Annotated in this window: 17 protein-coding genes; 13 read left to right on the forward strand and 4 right to left on the reverse strand. The window is 70.6% G+C overall.

The window, feature by feature from the left end; all coding sequences use genetic code 11:
* Positions 1–349: acyl-CoA dehydrogenase family protein (locus VFH10_RS01215; RefSeq protein ID WP_325125187.1), on the forward strand; the 349-nt coding region annotated here is incomplete at its 5' end.
* A 5-nt stretch (positions 350–354) separates the two neighbouring features.
* Here the strand turns inward: VFH10_RS01215 and VFH10_RS01220 are convergent.
* Positions 355–1,617, reverse strand: a complete 1,263-nt coding sequence (locus tag VFH10_RS01220) for an arginine deiminase (protein WP_325125189.1) — start codon at positions 1,615–1,617, stop codon at positions 355–357.
* A 163-nt stretch (positions 1,618–1,780) separates the two neighbouring features.
* Positions 1,781–3,118: an MFS transporter gene (locus tag VFH10_RS01225; RefSeq protein WP_325125191.1), complete on the reverse strand. Its 1,338-nt coding sequence runs from the start codon at positions 3,116–3,118 to the stop codon at positions 1,781–1,783.
* Between the two features lie 94 nt (positions 3,119–3,212).
* On the opposite strand from VFH10_RS01225, the gene VFH10_RS01230 reads away from it, so the two are divergent.
* From VFH10_RS01230 to VFH10_RS01275, 10 genes are read left to right on the forward strand one after another with little or no spacing between them, the layout of a single operon-like run.
* Positions 3,213–4,361, forward strand: a complete 1,149-nt coding sequence (locus tag VFH10_RS01230) for an LLM class flavin-dependent oxidoreductase (RefSeq protein ID WP_325125193.1) — start codon at positions 3,213–3,215, stop codon at positions 4,359–4,361.
* A gap of 53 nt (positions 4,362–4,414) precedes the next feature.
* Entirely contained in the window at positions 4,415–4,930 is a 516-nt protein-coding gene (locus VFH10_RS01235; protein ID WP_325125194.1) for a flavin reductase family protein, read from the forward strand.
* A gap of 31 nt (positions 4,931–4,961) precedes the next feature.
* Positions 4,962–5,795, forward strand: coding sequence for an aldo/keto reductase (locus VFH10_RS01240; protein WP_325125196.1), 834 nt, complete (start codon positions 4,962–4,964; stop codon positions 5,793–5,795).
* A 60-nt stretch (positions 5,796–5,855) separates the two neighbouring features.
* The gene (locus VFH10_RS01245) at positions 5,856–6,920 is read left to right on the forward strand and encodes a LacI family DNA-binding transcriptional regulator (RefSeq protein WP_325125198.1); all 1,065 of its coding nucleotides are present in this window, start codon (positions 5,856–5,858) and stop codon (positions 6,918–6,920) included.
* Positions 6,917–8,200, forward strand: coding sequence for an ABC transporter substrate-binding protein (locus VFH10_RS01250; protein ID WP_325125201.1), 1,284 nt, complete (start codon positions 6,917–6,919; stop codon positions 8,198–8,200). Before VFH10_RS01245 ends, VFH10_RS01250 begins: the two co-directional genes overlap by 4 nt.
* A 16-nt stretch (positions 8,201–8,216) precedes the next feature.
* Positions 8,217–9,158, forward strand: a complete 942-nt coding sequence (locus VFH10_RS01255) for a sugar ABC transporter permease (protein ID WP_325125203.1) — start codon at positions 8,217–8,219, stop codon at positions 9,156–9,158.
* 1 nt (position 9,159) lies between these two features.
* Positions 9,160–9,984 (forward strand): carbohydrate ABC transporter permease, encoded by an 825-nt coding sequence (locus VFH10_RS01260; RefSeq protein ID WP_325125205.1) that lies wholly within the window; start codon positions 9,160–9,162, stop codon positions 9,982–9,984.
* Positions 9,981–11,174 carry a Gfo/Idh/MocA family oxidoreductase gene (locus VFH10_RS01265; protein WP_325125207.1) on the forward strand — a complete coding sequence of 398 codons (1,194 nt, stop codon included), beginning with the start codon at positions 9,981–9,983 and terminating at the stop codon, positions 11,172–11,174. Before VFH10_RS01260 ends, VFH10_RS01265 begins: the two co-directional genes overlap by 4 nt.
* A 46-nt stretch (positions 11,175–11,220) precedes the next feature.
* On the forward strand, positions 11,221–12,192 hold the full coding sequence (locus VFH10_RS01270) for a glycoside hydrolase family 130 protein (RefSeq protein WP_325125209.1): 972 nt from the start codon (positions 11,221–11,223) through the stop codon (positions 12,190–12,192).
* Positions 12,192–13,418 (forward strand): AGE family epimerase/isomerase, encoded by a 1,227-nt coding sequence (locus VFH10_RS01275; RefSeq protein WP_325125212.1) that lies wholly within the window; start codon positions 12,192–12,194, stop codon positions 13,416–13,418. The genes VFH10_RS01270 and VFH10_RS01275 overlap by 1 nt, the downstream gene beginning before the upstream one ends.
* A gap of 7 nt (positions 13,419–13,425) precedes the next feature.
* Here the strand turns inward: VFH10_RS01275 and VFH10_RS01280 are convergent, their stop codons facing one another.
* Together VFH10_RS01280 and VFH10_RS01285 are read right to left on the reverse strand one after the other, a co-directional pair.
* A complete protein-coding gene (locus tag VFH10_RS01280; RefSeq protein WP_325125214.1) occupies positions 13,426–15,090 on the reverse strand; it encodes an alpha/beta hydrolase in 1,665 nt (554 codons plus the stop codon).
* 6 nt (positions 15,091–15,096) lie between these two features.
* Positions 15,097–16,338 carry an LCP family protein gene (locus VFH10_RS01285; RefSeq protein WP_325125216.1) on the reverse strand — a complete coding sequence of 414 codons (1,242 nt, stop codon included), beginning with the start codon at positions 16,336–16,338 and terminating at the stop codon, positions 15,097–15,099.
* Positions 16,339–16,506: 168 nt separating this feature from the next.
* Between VFH10_RS01285 and VFH10_RS01290 the strand changes: the two genes are divergently transcribed.
* Both VFH10_RS01290 and VFH10_RS01295 read left to right on the forward strand, forming a co-directional pair.
* A complete protein-coding gene (locus VFH10_RS01290) occupies positions 16,507–17,937 on the forward strand; it encodes an LCP family protein (RefSeq protein WP_325125217.1) in 1,431 nt (476 codons plus the stop codon).
* A 21-nt stretch (positions 17,938–17,958) separates the two neighbouring features.
* Positions 17,959–18,812: glycosyltransferase (locus VFH10_RS01295; protein ID WP_325125218.1), on the forward strand; the 854-nt coding region annotated here is incomplete at its 3' end.

Raw genomic sequence — 18,812 nt, forward strand, 5'->3', positions numbered from 1 at the left:
CGGCAAGCCGATCGCCGACTTCCAGGGGCTGCAGTTCATGCTCGCCGAGATGGGCATGAAGGTCGAGGCGGCCCGGCAGCTGACCTACGCCGCCGCGGGCCGCTCCGAGCGCGGCGACAAGGACCTGACCTTCTTCGGGGCCGCGGCGAAGTGCTTCGCCTCCGACACCGCGATGCAGGTGACCGTCGACGCGGTCCAGGTGCTCGGCGGCTACGGCTACACGCGCGAATACCCCGTCGAGCGGATGATGCGCGACGCCAAGATCACCCAGATCTACGAGGGCACCAACCAGGTGCAGCGGATCGTGATGGCCCGCCAGCTCCTCGCCGGGATCCAGAGCGAGCTGTAGACGCGTCAGTAGTCGATCGGGTCGCGGACGATCGGGCAGGTCATGCAGTGACCGCCGCCGCGGCCGCGGCCGAGCTCGGCGCCGACGATCGTGATCACCTCGACCCCGGCCTTGCGGAGCAGGGTGTTGGTCGTGGTGTTGCGGTCGTAGGTGAAGACCACGCCGGGTTCGACGGCCACGGCGTTGTTGCCGCTGTCCCACTGCTGACGCTCGGAGGCGTAGACGTCTCCACCGGTCTCGATGACCTGTAGCCTGTCGAGCCCTAGGGCCTCGGCCACCACGTTGACGAACGGCGAGCTGCCCTCGTCGGTGATCTCGACACGAGGGGACTTGTCGCTCGGCCGAAGGCTGAACGTGTGCACCGCGTCCATGATCGTCGGGTAGAGCGTGACGATGTCACGGTCGGCGAAGGTGAAGACCGTGTCCAGGTGCATCGCCGCCCGCAGCTTGGGCATCCCGGCCACGACGACGCGCTCGGCCGCGCCCTGGGCGAACAGCGCCGCCGCCACCTGCGTGATCGCCTGACGCGAGGTGCGCTCGCTCATCCCCATCAGCACGACGCCGTTGCCGACCGGCATGATGTCGCCGCCCTCGAAGGTCGCCTGCGCCCAGTCCTGCTCCGGGTCCCCCCACCAGACGGTCGAATCGACGAAGTCGGGGTGGAAGGAATAGATCGCCTTGTACAGCAACGTCTCGTCGTGGCGGGCCGGCCAGTAGAGCGGGTTCATCGTCAGGCCGCCGTACAGCCAGCACGTGGTGTCGCGCGTGTAGAGCGTGTTGGGAAGCGGAGGCATCAGGTACTCGCGCGCGCCGGCCTGCCCGCTGGCCATGGCCGAGTACTGGCCCAGGAAGTCCTCCGGTACGTCGTCGACGGCTAGCCCGCCGATCAGGTATTCGGCCAGCAGGCCGACGGGCAGCGACTCGAGGAAGGCACGGGTGCCGTCGACCAGGCCGAGACCGACGATGTTGGGGATGATCTTGCGGTCGAGCAGCCAGGCCTTGGCCTCGGGCATCTTCATCGTCTCGGCTACCAGTGCGTGCAGCTCCAGCACCTCGACCCCGCGCCCCTCCAGCTTGTTGACGAAGTCGGCGTGGTCCCGCTGGGCGTTCTCCACCCACATCACGTCGTCGAACAGCAGGTCATCCGCATTCGTAGGGGTCAACCTGCGGTGCGCCAGCCCCGGGGAGCAGACCAGGACCTTGCGGAGCTGGCCGACCTCCGAGTGCACACCGTGCCTGGCGGGCGCTGCGGCGGGGGTGGATGTCATGTGGGTCTCCTGTGGTCGGACGGCGTCCGAGCGGACTCGACGAACTCGAAAGTGATGCTTCTCGCCCATCGCGCCCTTGTCCAGCGGTTCGGAGGTGGAGGAAGGGCGGGCGCGAGTGTCGAGCCGCGCAGCTCCCGTCGAGTCCCGGTCAAACCCGGGCGAGTCACGCGGCGGCGAGCTCCTTGTCGCGATCGCGCGGAACCGCGACGTCGTCCAGGCTCCGCCCTCGGGTCTCCGGCAGCAGGTGCGCGCAGGTGAGGCTGATCGCTGCCACCAGCACGTTGTAGCCGGCCACCCACCACAGCGAGCCGTCGGCCCGCGCCACCAGGTAGGCCGCGATCAGGGGCGTGAAGCCGGACGCCACCACACCGGAGACCTGGTAGAGCGTGCTCAGCGCCGTGTAGCGGTAGCGGGTGTCGAACAACTCCGACCAGAAAGCCGCCAACGGGCCGTAGACCGTGCCGTAGAGCAGGCCGAGCCCGATCACGAACACGGCGAAGACCGCGGGCCGGCTGCCCGACTGCACCATGGCAGCCACCGGGAACGCCAGCAGCAGAGCCGCCCATGCCCCGGCTCGGTACACCGGCTTGCGGCCGAGCCGGTCGGACAGGGCGCCGGTGATCGGCACCAGGACGACGCCGAGAGCCGCTCCCACGAGCACCCCGGCGAGCGCGAAGGACTTCGGCAGCTCGAGGGTGTTGACGACGTACGCCAGCAGGTACACCGAGAAGAAGTTGAACGTGAAGCCCTCGATGTAGCGGGTGCCCATGCCCAGCAGCAGTCGTTTGGGCTGTTGCGCGAGCAGGTCCTTGAGGGGGATCCGCGAGACCTCCTTGCGCTCCTGCACCTTGGCGAAGGCCGGCGTCTCCATCACCGACAACCGGATGTAGGCGCCGATCGCCAGCAGCACGATGCTGACCAGGAAGCAGGCGCGCCAGCCCCACGCGAGGAACGCCTCGTCGGGCAGCAGGCTGGCCAACGAGAAGGCCCCGCTCGCCAGGAGCAGACCACCGGGTACGCCGATGTGGGCGAAGCTGCCGAAGAAGCCACGACGCGCGGCGGGTGCGTACTCCACGGCGAGCAGCACCGCCCCGCCGTACTCGCCGCCGATCCCGATCCCCTGCAACACGCGCAGGGTCACCAGCAGGATCGGCGCCCACACGCCGATCGAGTCGTACGACGGGAGCAGGCCGATGGACGCGGTGCCGAGACCCATGATCAGCAGGGTCAGCACCAGCATCTTCTTGCGGCCGATCCGGTCACCGAAGTGGCCGAACACGAAGCCACCGATCGGGCGGGCCAGGAAGCCGACGGCGAACGTGCCGAAGGCGGCGAACTGGGCGGCCGGGCCGTCGAGCCCGTTGAAGAACAGCTTGTCGAACACCAGCCCGGCCGCCGTGCCGTAGAGGAAGAAGTCGTACCACTCGATCGTCGCGCCGACCGCAGACGCCATCGCCACGCGCTGTGGAGACGGCGGCGCCTCCGAGGTCCCGAGAGCCATCAGCAAAGTCCCTTCCAGGGGGTGTCGTCTTGAACAGGGATCCAAAGTAATGCAATCTAGTCGACATACGTCAATTAAGCCCCGGAAGGAAGTCATGTCCCTGAAGTTCCACTGGTTCCTGCCCACCAACGGCGGCGACGGCCGTCACGTCGTGAGCGGGGGGCACGGCGTGACAGCAGGGAAGGCCGGGCGTCCCGCGTCCGTGCCCTACCTCGGTCAGGTTGCCCGCAGCGCGGAGCAGCTCGGCTTCGAGGCCGCGCTCACCCCCACTGGTGCGTGGTGCGAGGACGCGTGGCTCTCCACGGCGATGCTGGCCCCGGTCTCGGAGCGGCTGAAGTTCCTGGTGGCGTTCCGGCCGGGCCTCACCTCGGCGACCCTGGCCGCGCAGATGGCGGTCACGTTCCAGAACATGTCGGGCGGCCGGCTGCTGCTCAACGTCGTCACCGGCGGCGAGAGCAGCGAGCAGCGAGGCTACGGTGACTTCCTCGACAAGGACGCGCGTTACGCGCGGTGCGCGGAGTTCCTCGAGGTGGTGCGGCGGCTCTGGGCCGGTGACACCGTCGACTTCCAGGGCGAGCACATCCGCGTGGAGGGTGCCCGGCTGCAGCAGCTGCCAGATCCGCTGCCCGAGATCTACTTCGGTGGGTCGTCGGCGGCGGCCGGGGCGGTCGCGGCCGAGCACGCCGACGTCTACCTCACCTGGGGAGAGCCCCCGGCCGCTGTCGCGGAGAAGATCGCCTGGATCCGCGGGCTCGCGGCCGACCGGGGACGCGACATCCGCTTCGGCATCCGGATGCACACCATCACCCGCGACACGTCCGCCGAGGCCTGGGCCGAGGCGGACCGGCTGCTCGCGGGGATCGACGACGAGACGATCGCCAGCGTCCAGGCGGGGCTGCGCCGTAGCGAGTCCGAGGGTCAGCGCAGGATGCTCGACCTCAACCGGGGGACCCGCGACGACCTCGAGATCCACCCGAACGTCTGGGCCGGCGTCGGTCTGGTGCGCGGGGGTGCGGGCACGGCGCTGGTGGGCAGCCACGAGGAGGTCGCGGACCGCATCGAGGAGTACCACCGCCTCGGCATCGACGAGTTCGTGCTGTCCGGCTACCCGCACCTCGAGGGTGCCTACTGGTTCGGGGAGGGCGTCCTTCCGGTGCTCGAGGAGCGCGGGCTGTGGACCCACCCGGCCCCGGCGGCGTACTCGTCCAGCGTCCCGTTCGGCTCCCGGACCGCCGCGTCCTGACCCGCCGACCCGGCCGCCACCTCCACACCCGTCGCACCCGACAGGAGCCCTGCATGACCGCCGTCCCGATCCCCACGCCGCTGACCACCAACCAGGACCTCGACCCGAAGCGACTCCGTGAGGCCTTCGGCATCTTCCCGACCGGCGTCGTCGCCGTCGCCGCCGAGGTGGACGGGCGGCTGGTCGGCCTGGCCGCCAGTTCCTTCACGTCCGTCAGCCTGGAACCGGCGCTGGTGTCGTTCTCCGTGGCCAACACCTCGAAGACCTGGCCGGCGCTGCGCACCTCGACCCGGCTCGGTCTGACGGTCCTGGCCGACCACCAGAACGACGTCTGCCGTCAGCTCGCCGGGCCGGTGGAGAGCCGCTTCGACGATCTCGCCGTCACGGTCTCCGAGGATGGCGCCGTCACCCTCGACGACGGCCTGGTCCGCTACGACTGCTCCATTCACGAGGAGGTGACGGCCGGCGACCACACGATCGTGTTGCTTCAGCTGCACGCCGTGGAGCACGCCGACACCTCGCTGCCGCTGGTGTTCCACCGCAGCGGCTTCGGGCGGCTCGCCGGCTAGCCCCTGCTCCGCCACGTCCTACGGTGGGCCCATGCCCACGACGTACACCCTCAACGACGGAAACACGCTGCCGGCCGTCGGGTTCGGCACCTACCCACTCCGGGGCGTCGAAGGGCTCTCGGCCGTCACCAGCGCACTCGAGGTCGGCTACCGGTTGCTCGACACCGCCGTCAACTACGGCAACGAGCGCGAGGTGGGCGAGGCGCTGCGCCGCTCCGGCGTGCCCCGCGAGGACGTCGCGGTCGTCAGCAAGATCCCCGGCCGGCACCACGGGTACGACGACGCCGTGGCCAGCACGGAGGAGTCGCTGCGCACCCTCGGGCTCGACTACCTCGACCTGCACCTCATCCACTGGCCGAACCCCAGGGTCGGGAAGTACGTCGAGGCGTGGCGCGCGCTGGTCGACCTCCGGGCGCGTGGCCTGGTGCGGTCCATCGGCGTCTCCAACTTCACCGAGGAGCACCTCACCCGGATCATCGACGAGACCGGGGTGACACCGGCGGTCAACCAGGTCGAGCTGCACCCGTACTTCCCCCAGCAGCAGATGCGGGCAGTGCACGATCGGGTCGGGATCCGGACCGTGGCGTGGAGCCCGCTCGGCAAGCGGCAGGCGCCGTTCGCAGAGCCGGCGGTCGCCGGGGCCGCCGACCGGCACGGGGTCACGCCCGGCCGGGTGATCCTGCGCTGGCACCTGCAGCTCGGGAACCTGCCGATCCCGAAGTCCGCCGACCCGGCGCGGCAGCGGCAGAACCTCGACGTCGACGGCTTCACGCTGGGCGACGACGAGGTGGCCGCGATCACCGCCCTCGGCCGGTCCGACGGGCGGCTGTTCGGCGGCGACCCGGTCACCCACGAGGAGATGTGAGGGACTAGCCCGTTCGGGCTACCCCTTGACTAGTCCCTGCTAAACCGGTTTAGTCGCAGTGTGAGCCGGCCCACCATCAACGACGTCGCCCGCGCTGCGGGCGTGTCGAAGGGGGCGGTCTCCTTCGCGTTCAACAACCGACCGGGTCTGGCGCCCGAGACCCGGGAGCGGATCCTCAGCACCGCCCGCAGCCTCGGCTGGACCCCGAGCTCGCGCGCCCGGGCGCTCTCGGTCTCCCGGTCGTTCGCGATGGGCCTGGTGATGGCCCGTCCGCCGGAGACGCTGCGGGCGGATCCCTTCTTCCCCTCGTTCATCGCCGGCGTGGAGAGCGAGCTCTCCGAGCACGACTATGCATTGCTGCTGCAGGTCGTGCCCGAGCACGACGTGGAGCACCGCAGCTACCGGCGGCTCGCCGAGGGCGGGCGGGTCGACGGCGTCTTCGTCACAGACCTCTACGTCGACGACCCGCGACCGGCGCTGCTCGCCGAGCTGGGCCTGCCCGCAGTCATCGTCGGGCCGGCCCTCGGGGAGGCGTTCTGGCCGGCCGTCGGAGTCGACGACGGGCCGGGCGTGGTCGCTACTGTCGAGCACCTGCTGTCGCTCGGGCACACCCGGATCGCGCACGTGGCCGGGCCGGCGTTCATGGTGCACGGTCGGTCCCGGCACGACGCCTGGGCGAGGACGCTTCGCGCGGCAGGACTCCCCGAGGGCCGAAGCATCGAGTCCGACTTCTCGGCCGAGGCCGGCGCCGCGGCCACCCGCACGCTGCTCGACCTCGACGACCGGCCGACCGCGATCGTCTACGCCAACGACCTGATGGCGATCGCCGGGCTGGCCGTCGCCGCCGGGCTCGGGTTCGACGTACCTCGCGAGCTTTCCGTGACCGGCTATGAGGACACCGAGCTCGCGGCGCACGTGCAACCGCCGCTGACCACGGTCAGCACCGACGTCATCGGCTGGGGCCGCGCCGCGGCGAGACGGTTGCTGGAGCTGGTCGACCAGCAGGAACCCACGCAGTTCCCCCTCCCCGGTCCGCAGCTCGTCGTCCGCGGTTCCACCGGCCCGGCTCCGGGCCGACCCTCATCTCTCTCATCGACACCCCACGGAAACGGAGAACGCACATGAGAACAAAGGTCGCCACCGCAACGGTGACGCTGCTGGCGCTCGGGTTGACGGCTGCATGCGGCAGCGACTCGGGTGACTCCGGCGCCACCACGTCCACCGGCCCGATCAAGATCTGGCTGTCGAACAACCCAGAGGAGGTCGCCTGGGGCAAGCAGATGGTCGAGGCCTGGAACTCCGAGAACCCCGACCAGGAGGTCACCGCCCAGGAGATCCCGGCCGGCAAGACCTCCGAGGAGGTCATCGGTGCGGCGATCACGGCAGGCAACGCGCCGTGCCTGGTGTTCAACACCTCGCCGGCGGCGGTGCCGCAGTTCCAGAAGCAGGGTGGTCTGGTGGCGCTCGACAGCTTCGAGGGCGGTACGGACTACGTCGAGTCGCGCAGCGGCGACGCCGCGGAGCAGTACAAGTCCCCCGACGGTGGGTACTTCCAGCTGCCGTGGAAGTCCAACCCGGTGATGATCTTCTACAACAAGGACATCATGAAGAAGGCGGGCGTCGACCCGGAGAACCCGCCGCTGAGCACCTATGACGAGTTCCTCGACACCTCCCACAAGATCGTCGACTCGGGAGCAGCCGACGCGGCCATCTGGCCGGCGCCGAGCAGCGAGTTCTTCCAGTCCTGGTTCGACTTCTACCCGCTGTTCGCCGCCGAGACCGGTGGTCAGCAGCTGGTGGAGGACGGTGAGGCCACGTTCGACTCCCCGGAGGGCCAGGCCGTGGCCGACTTCTGGGCGACCATGTACGAGGAGGGTCTGTCCCAGAAGGAGACCTACAACGGCGACTCCTTCGCCGACGAGAAGGCCGCGATGGCGATCGTCGGCCCATGGGCGATCGCGGTCTACGGCGACGCGGTGAACTGGGGCGCGGTCCCCGTGCCGACGTCCGACGGGACCAGCCCGGAGGAGACGTTCACCTTCTCCGACGCCAAGAACATCGGGCTCTACTCCGCATGTGAGAACCAGCAGACCGCGTTCGACGTGCTCAAGTTCGCCACCAGCGAGGAGCAGGACGGCAAGCTCCTCGAGATGACCGGCCAGATGCCGTTGCGCACCGACCTGGAGAGCGCCTACCCGGACTACTTCCAGGAGAAGCCGGAGTACACCGACTTCGCCGCCCAGGCCTCCCGCACGGTCGAGGTGCCCAACGTGCCGAACTCCATCGAGATCTGGCAGACCTTCCGCGACCGGTACACGGAGTCCGTGATCTTCGGCGAGGCCCCTGTCGACGAGGCGCTCGCGGGCGCCGCCGAAGAGGCCACCACGCTGGCCGGCCAGTCCTGAGCCGGAGCAGCGACCGATGACGACGACGCTGACCGAGGTGGGCAGCAGCCCGCCGAAGTCGCCGGAGCATCGCCCCTCGCGGCTGGCGGCCCTGCTGGGCCGCCAGCCCCTGGGGATCGTGCTGGCCGCCCCATACGCCGTGTTCCTCGCGGCCGTGTTCGCCTACCCGCTCGGGCTCGCGGTGTGGATGAGCTTCCACGACTACTTCTTCACCGCCCCCGGTGTGCAGGTGGAGAGGCCGTTCGTCGGGCTCGACAACTACAAGGCGGTGCTGAGCGACCCCGCCGTGCGGGAGTCGTTCCTGAACGTCGTCGAGTTCCTCGTCATCAACGTTCCGCTGACCGTGGTGCTGTCGCTCCTGCTGGCCACCGCGCTCAACGGCGCGATCCGGGGCCGAGCCTTCATCCGTCTCGCCTACTACATCCCCTACGTCACCGCCAGTGTCGCTCTCGTCGCCGTCTGGCTGTTCCTGTTCAGCCAGAACGGGATGGTCAACCAGGTCCTGGGGCCGCTGGCGCCCGACCCCTCGTGGCTGGTCAACGAGGCCCTGGCGATGCCGGTGATCGCGATCTTCGTGACCTGGAAGCAGCTCGGCTTCTTCGTGCTGCTCTACCTCGCAGCCCTGCAGAACGTGCCCAAGGAGCTCTACGAGTCGGCGGCCACCGATGGGGCGAGCCGCTTCCGGCAGCTGTGGCACGTGACCGTCCCCGGGGTGCGGCCGGCCACCACGCTCGTCGTCATCCTGGCCACCATCACGGGCGCCAACCTGTTCACCGAGCCCTACCTGCTCACCAACGGCGGCGGCCCCAACGGAGCGTCCGCCTCGCCGGTGCTCGTGATGTACCAGCGGGGGATCCAGCAGGGCAACCCCGACACCGCTGCGGCCATCGGCGTGCTGCTCGTGATCGGCGTGCTGCTGATCTCGCTGGTCAACCGAAAGCTCTTGGAGAGGGACTGAGATGCAGCGCAACAGGCTCCGCAACGTCGTCGTCCTCGTCGGCGCCCTCGTCTTCGTCTTCCCCTTCTACTACATGGTGGTCGGCTCGCTTCAGAAGGAGCCCGACACCTCCGTCGCGGGTGCCATCCCCAGTGGTGGGCTGACGCTCGACAACTATGCGGCGATCAACGGGCGGGTGGACCTCGCGCAGACCCTGCTCAACTCCGGCATCTTCACCGGCGGCGTCATCCTGGGGACGCTGGTGCTCGGCGTCCTCGCCGGCTACGCGCTCGCCCGGCTGCACTTCCGTGGCCGCGGCACCCTGTTCGCGGTGATGCTGCTGGTGCAGATCATCCCGTTCCAGCTGCTGATGATTCCGCTCTACGTGATGATCGTCCGCACCTACGGGCTGGCCGACTCCTACGCGGGCATGATCCTGCCGTTCGCGATCAACTCGACGGCGGTCTTCCTCTTCCGTCAGTTCTTCCTGCAGCTGCCCGAGGACCTGTTCTCCGCGGCCCGGCTCGACGGCGCCGGGGAGCTGCGGATCCTCTGGTCGGTGGCCCTGCCGCTCGTCCGGCCGGCGCTGCTCACCGCGACCCTGGTCACGTTCATCGGGCCTTGGAACGAGTTCCTGTGGCCGTTCCTGGTGACCAAGGACGCCGACATGCAGCCGTTGGCGGTGGCGCTGGCCAACTACATCAGCAACGTCGCCGGGAGCGTCGCCAACCCGTTCGGCTCGATCCTGGCCGGCGCCGTCGTGCTGGCCGCCCCGGCCGTGGTGCTCTTCGTGCTGTTCCAACGGCACTTCACCAGCTCCGACCTGGGGTCCGGGGTCAAGGGATGACCGATGCCTCTCCCTTGCGGCTCGGGCTGGTGGGCGCGGGTGGGTTCGCGACGTTCCTGGCCGGGGCCGTCGAGACGCTGCCCTCCGTGACGCTGCACAGCGTCGCCGACGCACGCCCCGAGCCCGCGCTCCGGCTGGCGACGACGTACGACGCCCGGGTGGCCGCCTCGTTGCCGGAGCTGCTGGCCGACGCGGCGGTCGACGCCGTCGTGGTGGCGACGCCGCCCTCGACACACGGCGCGATCGCGCGGGCGGCGCTCGAGGCCGGCAAGGACGTCCTCTGCGAGAAGCCGCTCGCACTCGACGACCGCGAGGCGGCCGACCTGGTCGCCACCGTCGAGCGGACCGGAGGGGTGCTCGTCGTCGACCACGTGCTGCGCTACAACCCCCTGCTCCGGGCGCTGAACCGGCTCCGCGACGGTCTGCTGGGGCCGGTGCAACGCTTCTGCTTCGAGAACGACGCCAGCGACGAGGACCTCAGCGCCGATCACTGGTTCTGGGACGAGTCGCTCAGCGGCGGGATCTTCGTCGAGCACGGCGTGCACTTCTTCGACGCCGCCGCGATGCTCCTCGACCGGGACGCGAGCTCGGTCCACGCCGTCACCGCCCGCCGACCTGACGGGCCGGTCGACCTGGTCTCGGCCACGGTCGCGCACGGCGAGGACGTGCTGGCGAGCCACACGCACTCGTTCGCGCACGCGCACCGGTGCGAACGACAGCTGATGCGCCTGGACTGCGGTGCCGCCGAGGTGCGCGTGGAGGGGTGGATCCCGGTGCACGCGGTCGTCGACGCGTGGACCGATGACGCCGGCGTCCGCTTCGCCGAGGACCTGCCCGACGACCTGCTGCACGTCGACGGGTTCCGGCTCGGCCCCCGGGCCGGCTTCGACGTAGCCATCCGCCGCGACGCCGCACCGGCGCGAGCCCGCGGTCGCGGTCGGCTGCTCGACGTGCCCCACCACGTGCGGCTCGAGCTGACGCTCGGTGGCCACGCCGCGAAGGCGGAGGCCTACCGCGAGAGCGTGCGGGCCGCGCTGACCGACCTGGTCGTGTGCGCCGACACCGGGCGCACCCCGTTCTCCGGCGTCCGGGAAGGTGCCGCCGCGGTGGCCGTCGCCACCGCCGCCACCCGCTCCGCCCGACTCCAGCGCGCCGAGCGCATCGATCCCGTCCCGGTCGCCGTCCGATGAGGGACGCCGACTGCCCGAACCACGAGAAGAACGAGAACGAGGAGCCATGACCGCACACACCAGCCCGCACGCCGAGTTCCCGCTCGGCCCGTTCACCCCCTACCAGCAGAACCCGATCTTGAAGCCGCAAGGTGACGGGTGGGAGTCCGCCAGCGTCTACAACCCCGCCGCGATCGTGAAGGACGACAAGGTGGTGCTGCTCTACCGGGCACACGCGGACGACATCGTGTCGCACGTCGGGCTGGCCACCAGCGACGACGGCATCCACTTCGATCGGCACCCGAACCCGGTGCTGTCGCCGACCGAGCCCTACGAGGAGTTCGGCGCCGAGGACCCTCGGGTCAGCGAGGTCGACGGGACCTACTACCTGACCTACACGGGCTGGGACCGGACCTCCGCCCAGCTGTGCCTGGCCACCTCCACGGACCTGTTCACCTGGGAGAAGCACGGTCCGCTCTTCCCGGAGTTCAACACGTTCCTGCCGCAGGGCAACGGGCAGGACGCGCCCTGGAGCAAGGCGGGCGGGATCCTCCCGGTGCCCATCGACGGGCGCTACCTCATGTACTTCGGGGAGGGTTCGATCTACTACGCGTGGTCCGAGGACCTGATCCACTGGACGCCGTGCTCCAATGACGAGCCGGTGATGGTGCCCACCGCGCCCGGTACGTTCGGCGAGTTCCTGGTGGAGGTCGGTCCGCAGCCGATCATCTCCAACAACGGGCTGATCCTGCTGCTCCACAACGCCGCCGTGAAGAACCCCGACGGCTCGGTGCGCTACACGTGCGGGCAGCTGCTCCTCGATCCCGCGGACCCGGCCACGATCCTGGCGCAGATGAACCGCCCCTGGCTGGAGCCGTCGACCTTCGAGGACACCCACGGACTGGTCTCCAACGTCACCTTCGTAGAGGGCCTGGTGCACTTCAAGGACACGTGGTTCGCCTACTACGGGCAGAGCGACTCGACGCTCGGGGTGGCGACCTACCGGGTCGGTGACCGCTACTCGAAGCTGGGAGCCTGATGGCCACGGTCGCCTCACCGGCGCACGCCCGCTGGCTGGAGGCCGAGGGGGACCGCTTGCTCGACTTCAGCCGGGCCGCCCGGCACCCCGCCGGCGGGTTCGCCTGGCTCGACGTGGCCGGCCGTCCCCAGCTGGACCGACCGGTGGAGCTGTGGATCACCTGCCGGATGACGCACGTGTTCTCCCTCGGGCACATGATCGGACGCCCCGGCTGCGGCCCCGCGGCCGACCACGGCCTGCGCGCGCTGACCGGGAGGTTCCGCGACGCGACCAACGGCGGCTGGTACGCCGGCGTGGCCGCCTCGGGTGAGCCGACCACGCGCGACAAGACCGCCTACGAGCACGCCTTCGTCGTGCTCGCCGCCGCCTCCGCCACGTGCGCCGGGCGCCCGGGAGCCCGTGAGCTGCTCACCGAGGCCCTCGACGTGCTGCTCGGAAGGTTCTGGGACGACGAACACGGGATGGTCGTCGAGCAGTGGGACGAGTCGTTCGAGAAGCTCGACGGCTACCGCGGCGTCAACGCCAACATGCACACGGTGGAGGCCCTCCTCGCGGCCGCCGCCACGACCGACGACCGGACCCTCCTCGACCGGGCGCTGCGGATCTTGACCCGGGTGGTGCACGAGCTCGGCCCGGCACACTCCTGGCGGCTGCCCGAGCACTTCGACGAGACCTGGGTGCCCCGGCTCGACTACAACATCGACACCCCCGCCCACCCGTTCCGGCCGTTCGGCGCCACCATCGGGCACTGGCTGGAGTGGGCCCGGCTGGCGCTGCACCTGAGGGCCGCGCTGGGTGATGACGCCCCGGACTGGCTGCTCGACGACGCGGCCGCCCTCTTCGACGCGTCGGTCCGCGAGGGCTGGGCGGTCGACGGCGCGGACGGCTTCGTCTACACCGTGGACTGGGACGGCCGGCCGGTCGTGCGCGAACGCATGCACTGGGTCGCCGCCGAGGCCACCGCCACGGCCGCCGCCCTGTACGCCGCGACCCGCGACCCGGCGTACCGGACCTGGTACACCACCTGGTGGGACCACGTCGCCGAGGTCTTCCTCGACACCGGGCTCGGGTCGTGGCGGCACGAGCTCGACAGCCGCAACCGGCCGAGCGGAGTGGTGTGGAACGGGAAGCCCGACACCTACCACGCCTTCCAGGCCACGCTCATCCCTCGACTGCCGCTCGCGCCCTACCTGCCGGCCGCGCTGCGGGACGGCCTGCTGGGCTGACGAGCCGTCAGTCCTCGCCGCGGATGATCGCCCGGAGCTGGTCGGCCTTCTCCGGGGTCCAGCCGGCGGGCCGCAGCACCTTGGCCCAGCCGTCGACGTGCTCGCCGGTGAAGGTGTGCCCGTGCCCGGGTGGCATCGAGAAACACAGCGCGAGGTCCGCCGAGACCTGCCAGAACGTCACGGCGGGGATCCACGTCATCTCGGGCAGCACGTCGCGTCCGGGCGGCTCCTCCAGCCAGTCCGGCCGCGTCAGGAACAGGTCCGGGCTCCACCAGGTGACCGGGTCCGAGGCGTGCTGCATGTACAGCACCCGGCTGCCGCCCCACTCGCGGTCCGCCGGAGCGACCGGATCGCGTGGCTTCTGGCTGAACCGGATCGTCCGGCCGCCGCGGTAGACCGGCTCCACCTCCGGGCTGCCGCCGTCGCGGTCGTCGATGAAGCCGCGGTAGAGCGGGTTGAAGTTGGGCGGCCCGGTGAACAGCGCCCCGTCGAGGCGGATCCGCATGTCCGCCTCCCCGCTGAACGCCGTCTCGCCACCGAAGGAGCCCAGGCTCTCGCCGAAGACGTAGAGCCGTGGCCGGTCGCCCGGGTCGAGCGCGAGCCACTCCTCGTAGACCGCGTCGAAGAGCTCGCGGCCCGCCTCGCGGGCGCGGTCCTGGTCGACGAGGAAGGAGAGCCAGGAAGGGAGGTGGGAGTACTGCATGGACACGATGGCGGAGTCGCCGCCGGTGAGGTACTCGAAGCTCGCCGTCGAGCTCGGCTCCACCCAGCCGGTGCCGGTCGTGGTGACCACGAGCAGGTTGCGCCGTTCGAGGCCGCCGGCGCGGACCAGGTCGCGCACGGCGAGGGCGGCCCGCTCCTCCGCGCTTTCCGCCGCGGCCATGCCGGCGTAGACACGGATCGGCTCAAGGGCCCCGGCGCCTGTGAAGCCGGAGATCTCGTCCGGGGTCGGACCCCGACCGGTGAACTTCCTGCCCTCGCGGCCCAGGTCCTCCCAGGCGACCAGCGACTCCGGTCCGCCCGACCGCAGCGTCGACGCCGGGGGCTCGAGGTTCGCCGGAGTGGTCAGGTCGGCCACGGCGTAGGTGCGGTCGGCGAACCGGATCAGCCCGTCCCACACGACGCCGCTGAACACCAGGGCGGTCGCCGTGACCAGAGCGATGAGGCCCAGGGCTCGGGCGGCGCGCTCGCTGGTGCGCCGTCGCAGCCGCCGGGCGAGCGCCAGATAGGCCCTGCGGAACGCGCGCCCGATGCCCACCAGCACCACGAACACGACCAGCGCGATCATGAGGAGCACCACCAGTCGAAGCGGGCTGACGCCGGGCAGCCCCACGAGGTCGCGCAGCTCGCGCTGCCACACCTCGCCGAGGACTACGGCCAGCGACACGGTCACGGCCGCGGTGACGGCGTACCACCGCCAGGCGCCGGCGCGCGGCGGCCGGACCTCCCGGTCCGCCAGCTCCCGCCAGACCCACGCACCCACCACACCGAGCCCGTAGCCGATAGCGCTGTTGATGCCGACCAGCAGCCCCTGGAACTCGGGCGGCCGCGGCAGCAGGGAGGGCGTGAACGACAGCAGGGCGAAGACGAGGGCGACCCACGCGCCGGGCAGGTCGTAGTGCAGCCGCTGCGGGAGGCCCGCCGCCCACCGGCGCAGACGTGCGACTGCCATCGGGGGCTAGTTCGCCAGACCGGACGGCTTGCAGAGCGACTTCGGCACGTCCTCGGTGCGGTCCTCCCTGATCAGCTCGAACAGCCGGTCGGCGCGCTCCTGGTCCCAGTTGACGGCCAGGTCGGCGATGGGTACGCCGCAGGTGAGGCCGCTGTCGCCGTCCACGCGGGTCATCGCCCAGGCGAACCGCATCGTCGACAGCAGCGAGGTGTCCTTGCCGACCCGGAGCGAGTCGGAGCCGGAGTCGGCCAGCCGGAAGTAGCGGACCGGGTTGATGACCGACCACGGCGACACGGCCTCGGAGCCCACCGCGCTGACGACCTCACGCTGGTGTCGTGCCCGGTCGATGTCTCCGAGCGCGGAGGTCTTGCGGGACCGCGCATAGCCGAGCGCCGTCGTGCCGTCGGCCTCCTGGCAGCCCTTCTCGATGTCGAGGTTGGCCTGCGGGTCCTTCATCGCGGTCTTCGGGCAGATCTCGATGCCGCCGACGGCGTCGATGACGTTGACGAACCCGCCGAAGCCGATCTCGACGTAGTCGTCGATCCGGATGCCGGTCGCCAGCTCGAGTGTCTCCACCAGCAGCCTCGGGCCGCCCAACGCGAAGGCGGCGTTGACCTTGTTGGAGCCGTAGCCGGGGATCTCCAGGATGCTGTCGCGCGGGATCGACATCAGCAGGTTCGGGCCGGCGCCCGTGTGCAGCAGCATGATCGTGTCGGTGCGACGGCCCTCGCCGCGGCCGGTGCCGAACTCCAGCTGCTCCTCGCGGGTGAGGCCCTCACGGCTGTCGCTCCCGACGAGAAGGTACGTCGTACCGGACTGCTCGGCGGGCCGGTCGCCGCCGGGATCGGTGCGGACCTTGTCCACCTGTGACCACGCCCACAGCGGCACCGCCACCAGGAAGACCAGCCACACCAGCACGAGGGTCCTGACCCAGCCGGCCCGGAACCGGCGCCGCGGCTTCTTCTGGCGCGGCGGGGGTGGGGCTGCTGCCGGGCGACGCGTCGGCCGTCCGGCTCGCTCCTGCGGTCGCGTCGGGTCCTCGTAGGGCTGCCCGCCGCGTCGTGGAGACGGACGCTCCATGGTGGGCAGCATCCGGGTCGGATCCGGGTCGTGGCCGGCCCCCGCGGTCGGTCCGGGGCCTCCGGTCGACTCGCTCGACGACCCGGCACCGGAGTGCCTGGAGCCGTAGAGCCAGTTGTAGTCGGGGTCGTCGGTGCTGGCGCGACGGCCCTTCGGAGGTTCAGCCATGGGACAAAACGGTACCGGGCGGGCCCCGACTGTCTTGACCACCGGCCCTGGCACCCCGGCGCGTCGAAGACGGCTGTGGCTCATGTGACTGGTGATACTTGAGCTCGACGGCTGTCGCGCGAAAGGCCTTCCCCCATGCCACCCCCGCCGCACAACCCACTCCTCACCGTGCCCGCACCGACCGAACGCCCCGGGGACCGGGCCGCGTCCCGCGTCCGGTTCCGGCGCGCGCTGGCGCTGCTGCTCATGACACTGCTCCTGCCGGGCTCGGCCCAGCTGGTGGCGGGCAGCCGGAGGGTGGGTCGGATCGCGCTCCGGGTCGTGCTCGGTCTGCTGGTCGGCACGGTGTTCCTGGTGCTGCTCGGGTCGGTGTGGCACGGCCTGATCTACTTCCTGGCGAGCAACACCTTCGTGCTGGCCGTGCTCCGCCTGGGCCTGTGCCTGCTGGCCGTCGGCTGGGCGCTGCTGTTCCTCGACGCGTGGCGGCTCGGGCAGCCGCTGGAGCTGCGGCAGAAGCAGCGGTTGGCGATCGTCGGGCTGAACGGGGTGCTCTGCTTCTCGGTCGCGGGCGGGTTGCTCTTCGCCTCCCACGTGGTGGCGGTCCAGCGGGGTTTCATCGCCGCGATGTTCGGCGACGGGGTCGCCTCGGCGGCCACGCACGGCCGCTACAACGTGCTGCTGCTCGGCGGTGACTCCGGGGCCGACCGCTGGGGGCTCAGGCCCGACAGCATCTCGGTGGCGAGCATCGACCAGGAGACCGGCCAGACCATCCTGTTCGGGCTGCCCCGCAACATGACGAACTTCCCGTTCCCGGCCGGCTCTGTGATGGCCGAGCAGTTCCCCGACGGCTACGACTGCGAGGGCTGTGAGCTGAACAGCCTCTCCACGTTCGCCCAGGACAACCGTGCGCTGTTCAAGGGTGAGGACAACCCGGGCGTCGCGGCCACCGTCGAGGGCGTCGAGGGCATCACCGGCCTGACGATCAACTACTACGCGATGGTGAACCTGCAGGGCTTCCGCAGCCTCGTGCAGGCGGTCGGCGGGCTGGAGCTCAACGTCCGGGACCGGATCCCGATCGGGGGCGTCGGCGGCCCCGTCACCGGTTACATCGAGCCCGGCGTACAGCGGCTCAACGGCTTCGAGACCTTGTGGTTCGCGCGGTCTCGCGAGGGCGCCGACGACTACTCGCGGATGGCGCGCCAGAAGTGCGTCATGAACGCGATGCTGCAACAGCTCTCGCCACGCACCGTGGTCACCAAGTTCGAGGCGATCGCCAGCGCCAGCGAGGAGCTGATCTCCACGAACCTGCCCGCCTCGGAGCTGGGCACGTTCGCGGAGCTCGCGATGAAGGCCCGCTCGCTGCCGGTCCGCTCGGTGTCCTTCGTGCCGCCGGCGATCAACACCTCCGCACCCGACATCGACAAGGTCCACGCGATGGTGCAGGCGGCGATCGACAAGTCGGAGGGCAGGTCCTCGGGCGGGACGAAGGCGAAGAAGGGCTTCTCCCGCGCGGGTTCGACCACCGTCGGCGGTTCGATCGGCAGCTACTCCGAGGGGTACGCCGCCAACAAGGCGGGCGACCTGTCCTCGGCCTGCTGACGGGTGGGTAGGGTCGCCCGGGTGAACACCCGGGTCGTCGCCGTCGTCGTGACGTGGAACCGGCGGGACCTGCTGGAGGAGTCGCTGGCCGCGCTCGATGCGCAGACCCTCCCACCGAGCCGGGTCGTGGTCGTCGACAACGCCAGCACGGACGGCACGGCCGGGCTGCTCGCCTCGTCGTACGCCGGGCACGACCGCTACGACATCGTGTCGCTCACCGCGAACACCGGCGGCGCGGGCGGGTTCACCGCCGGGATCGAGCGCGCACTGACCCACGACCCGGAGCTGGTCTGGCTGCTCGACGACGACACCGTGCCCACCGCCACGGCCGCGGAAGAGCTGGTGAGGGCGTGGACGTCGTACGCCGGGGCCGGCTCACCCCACGGAAGGCCGGCGCTGCTCGCCAGCAAGGTGGTCTGGACCGACGGCCGTGACCACCCGATGAACACCCCGCGGCCCAAGCCCGCTGCGTCGCGCGCCGAGCGCGCGGCCGCGGAGGCGATCGGCTGCGTCCCGATCCGCTCGGCGTCGTTCGTCTCGGTCATGTGCGACGTCGACGTGGTCCGCGAGCGGGGGCTGCCCGTCGCCGACTACTTCCTGTGGAACGACGACTTCGAGTACTCCACCCGGCTGATCCGCGGGAACGTCGGCCTGTACTGCCCGGCCAGCGTCGTCGAGCACAAGACCAAGGTGTTCGGCTCCACGGACGCCGACCCGGGGGAGCGGTTCTTCTACGAGGTCCGCAACAAGGTCTGGATGTTCACCCGCAGCCGCTCGCTCTCGGCGCGCGAGAAGGCGATGTACGGCGCGGCGACCGCACGTCGCTGGGCGCGCACCTTCCGCGCCTCGGACGACCGGGCCACCTTGCGCCGGGG

Source organism: Nocardioides sp. (assembly GCF_035697785.1).
GTDB lineage: Bacteria > Actinomycetota > Actinomycetes > Propionibacteriales > Nocardioidaceae > Nocardioides_B.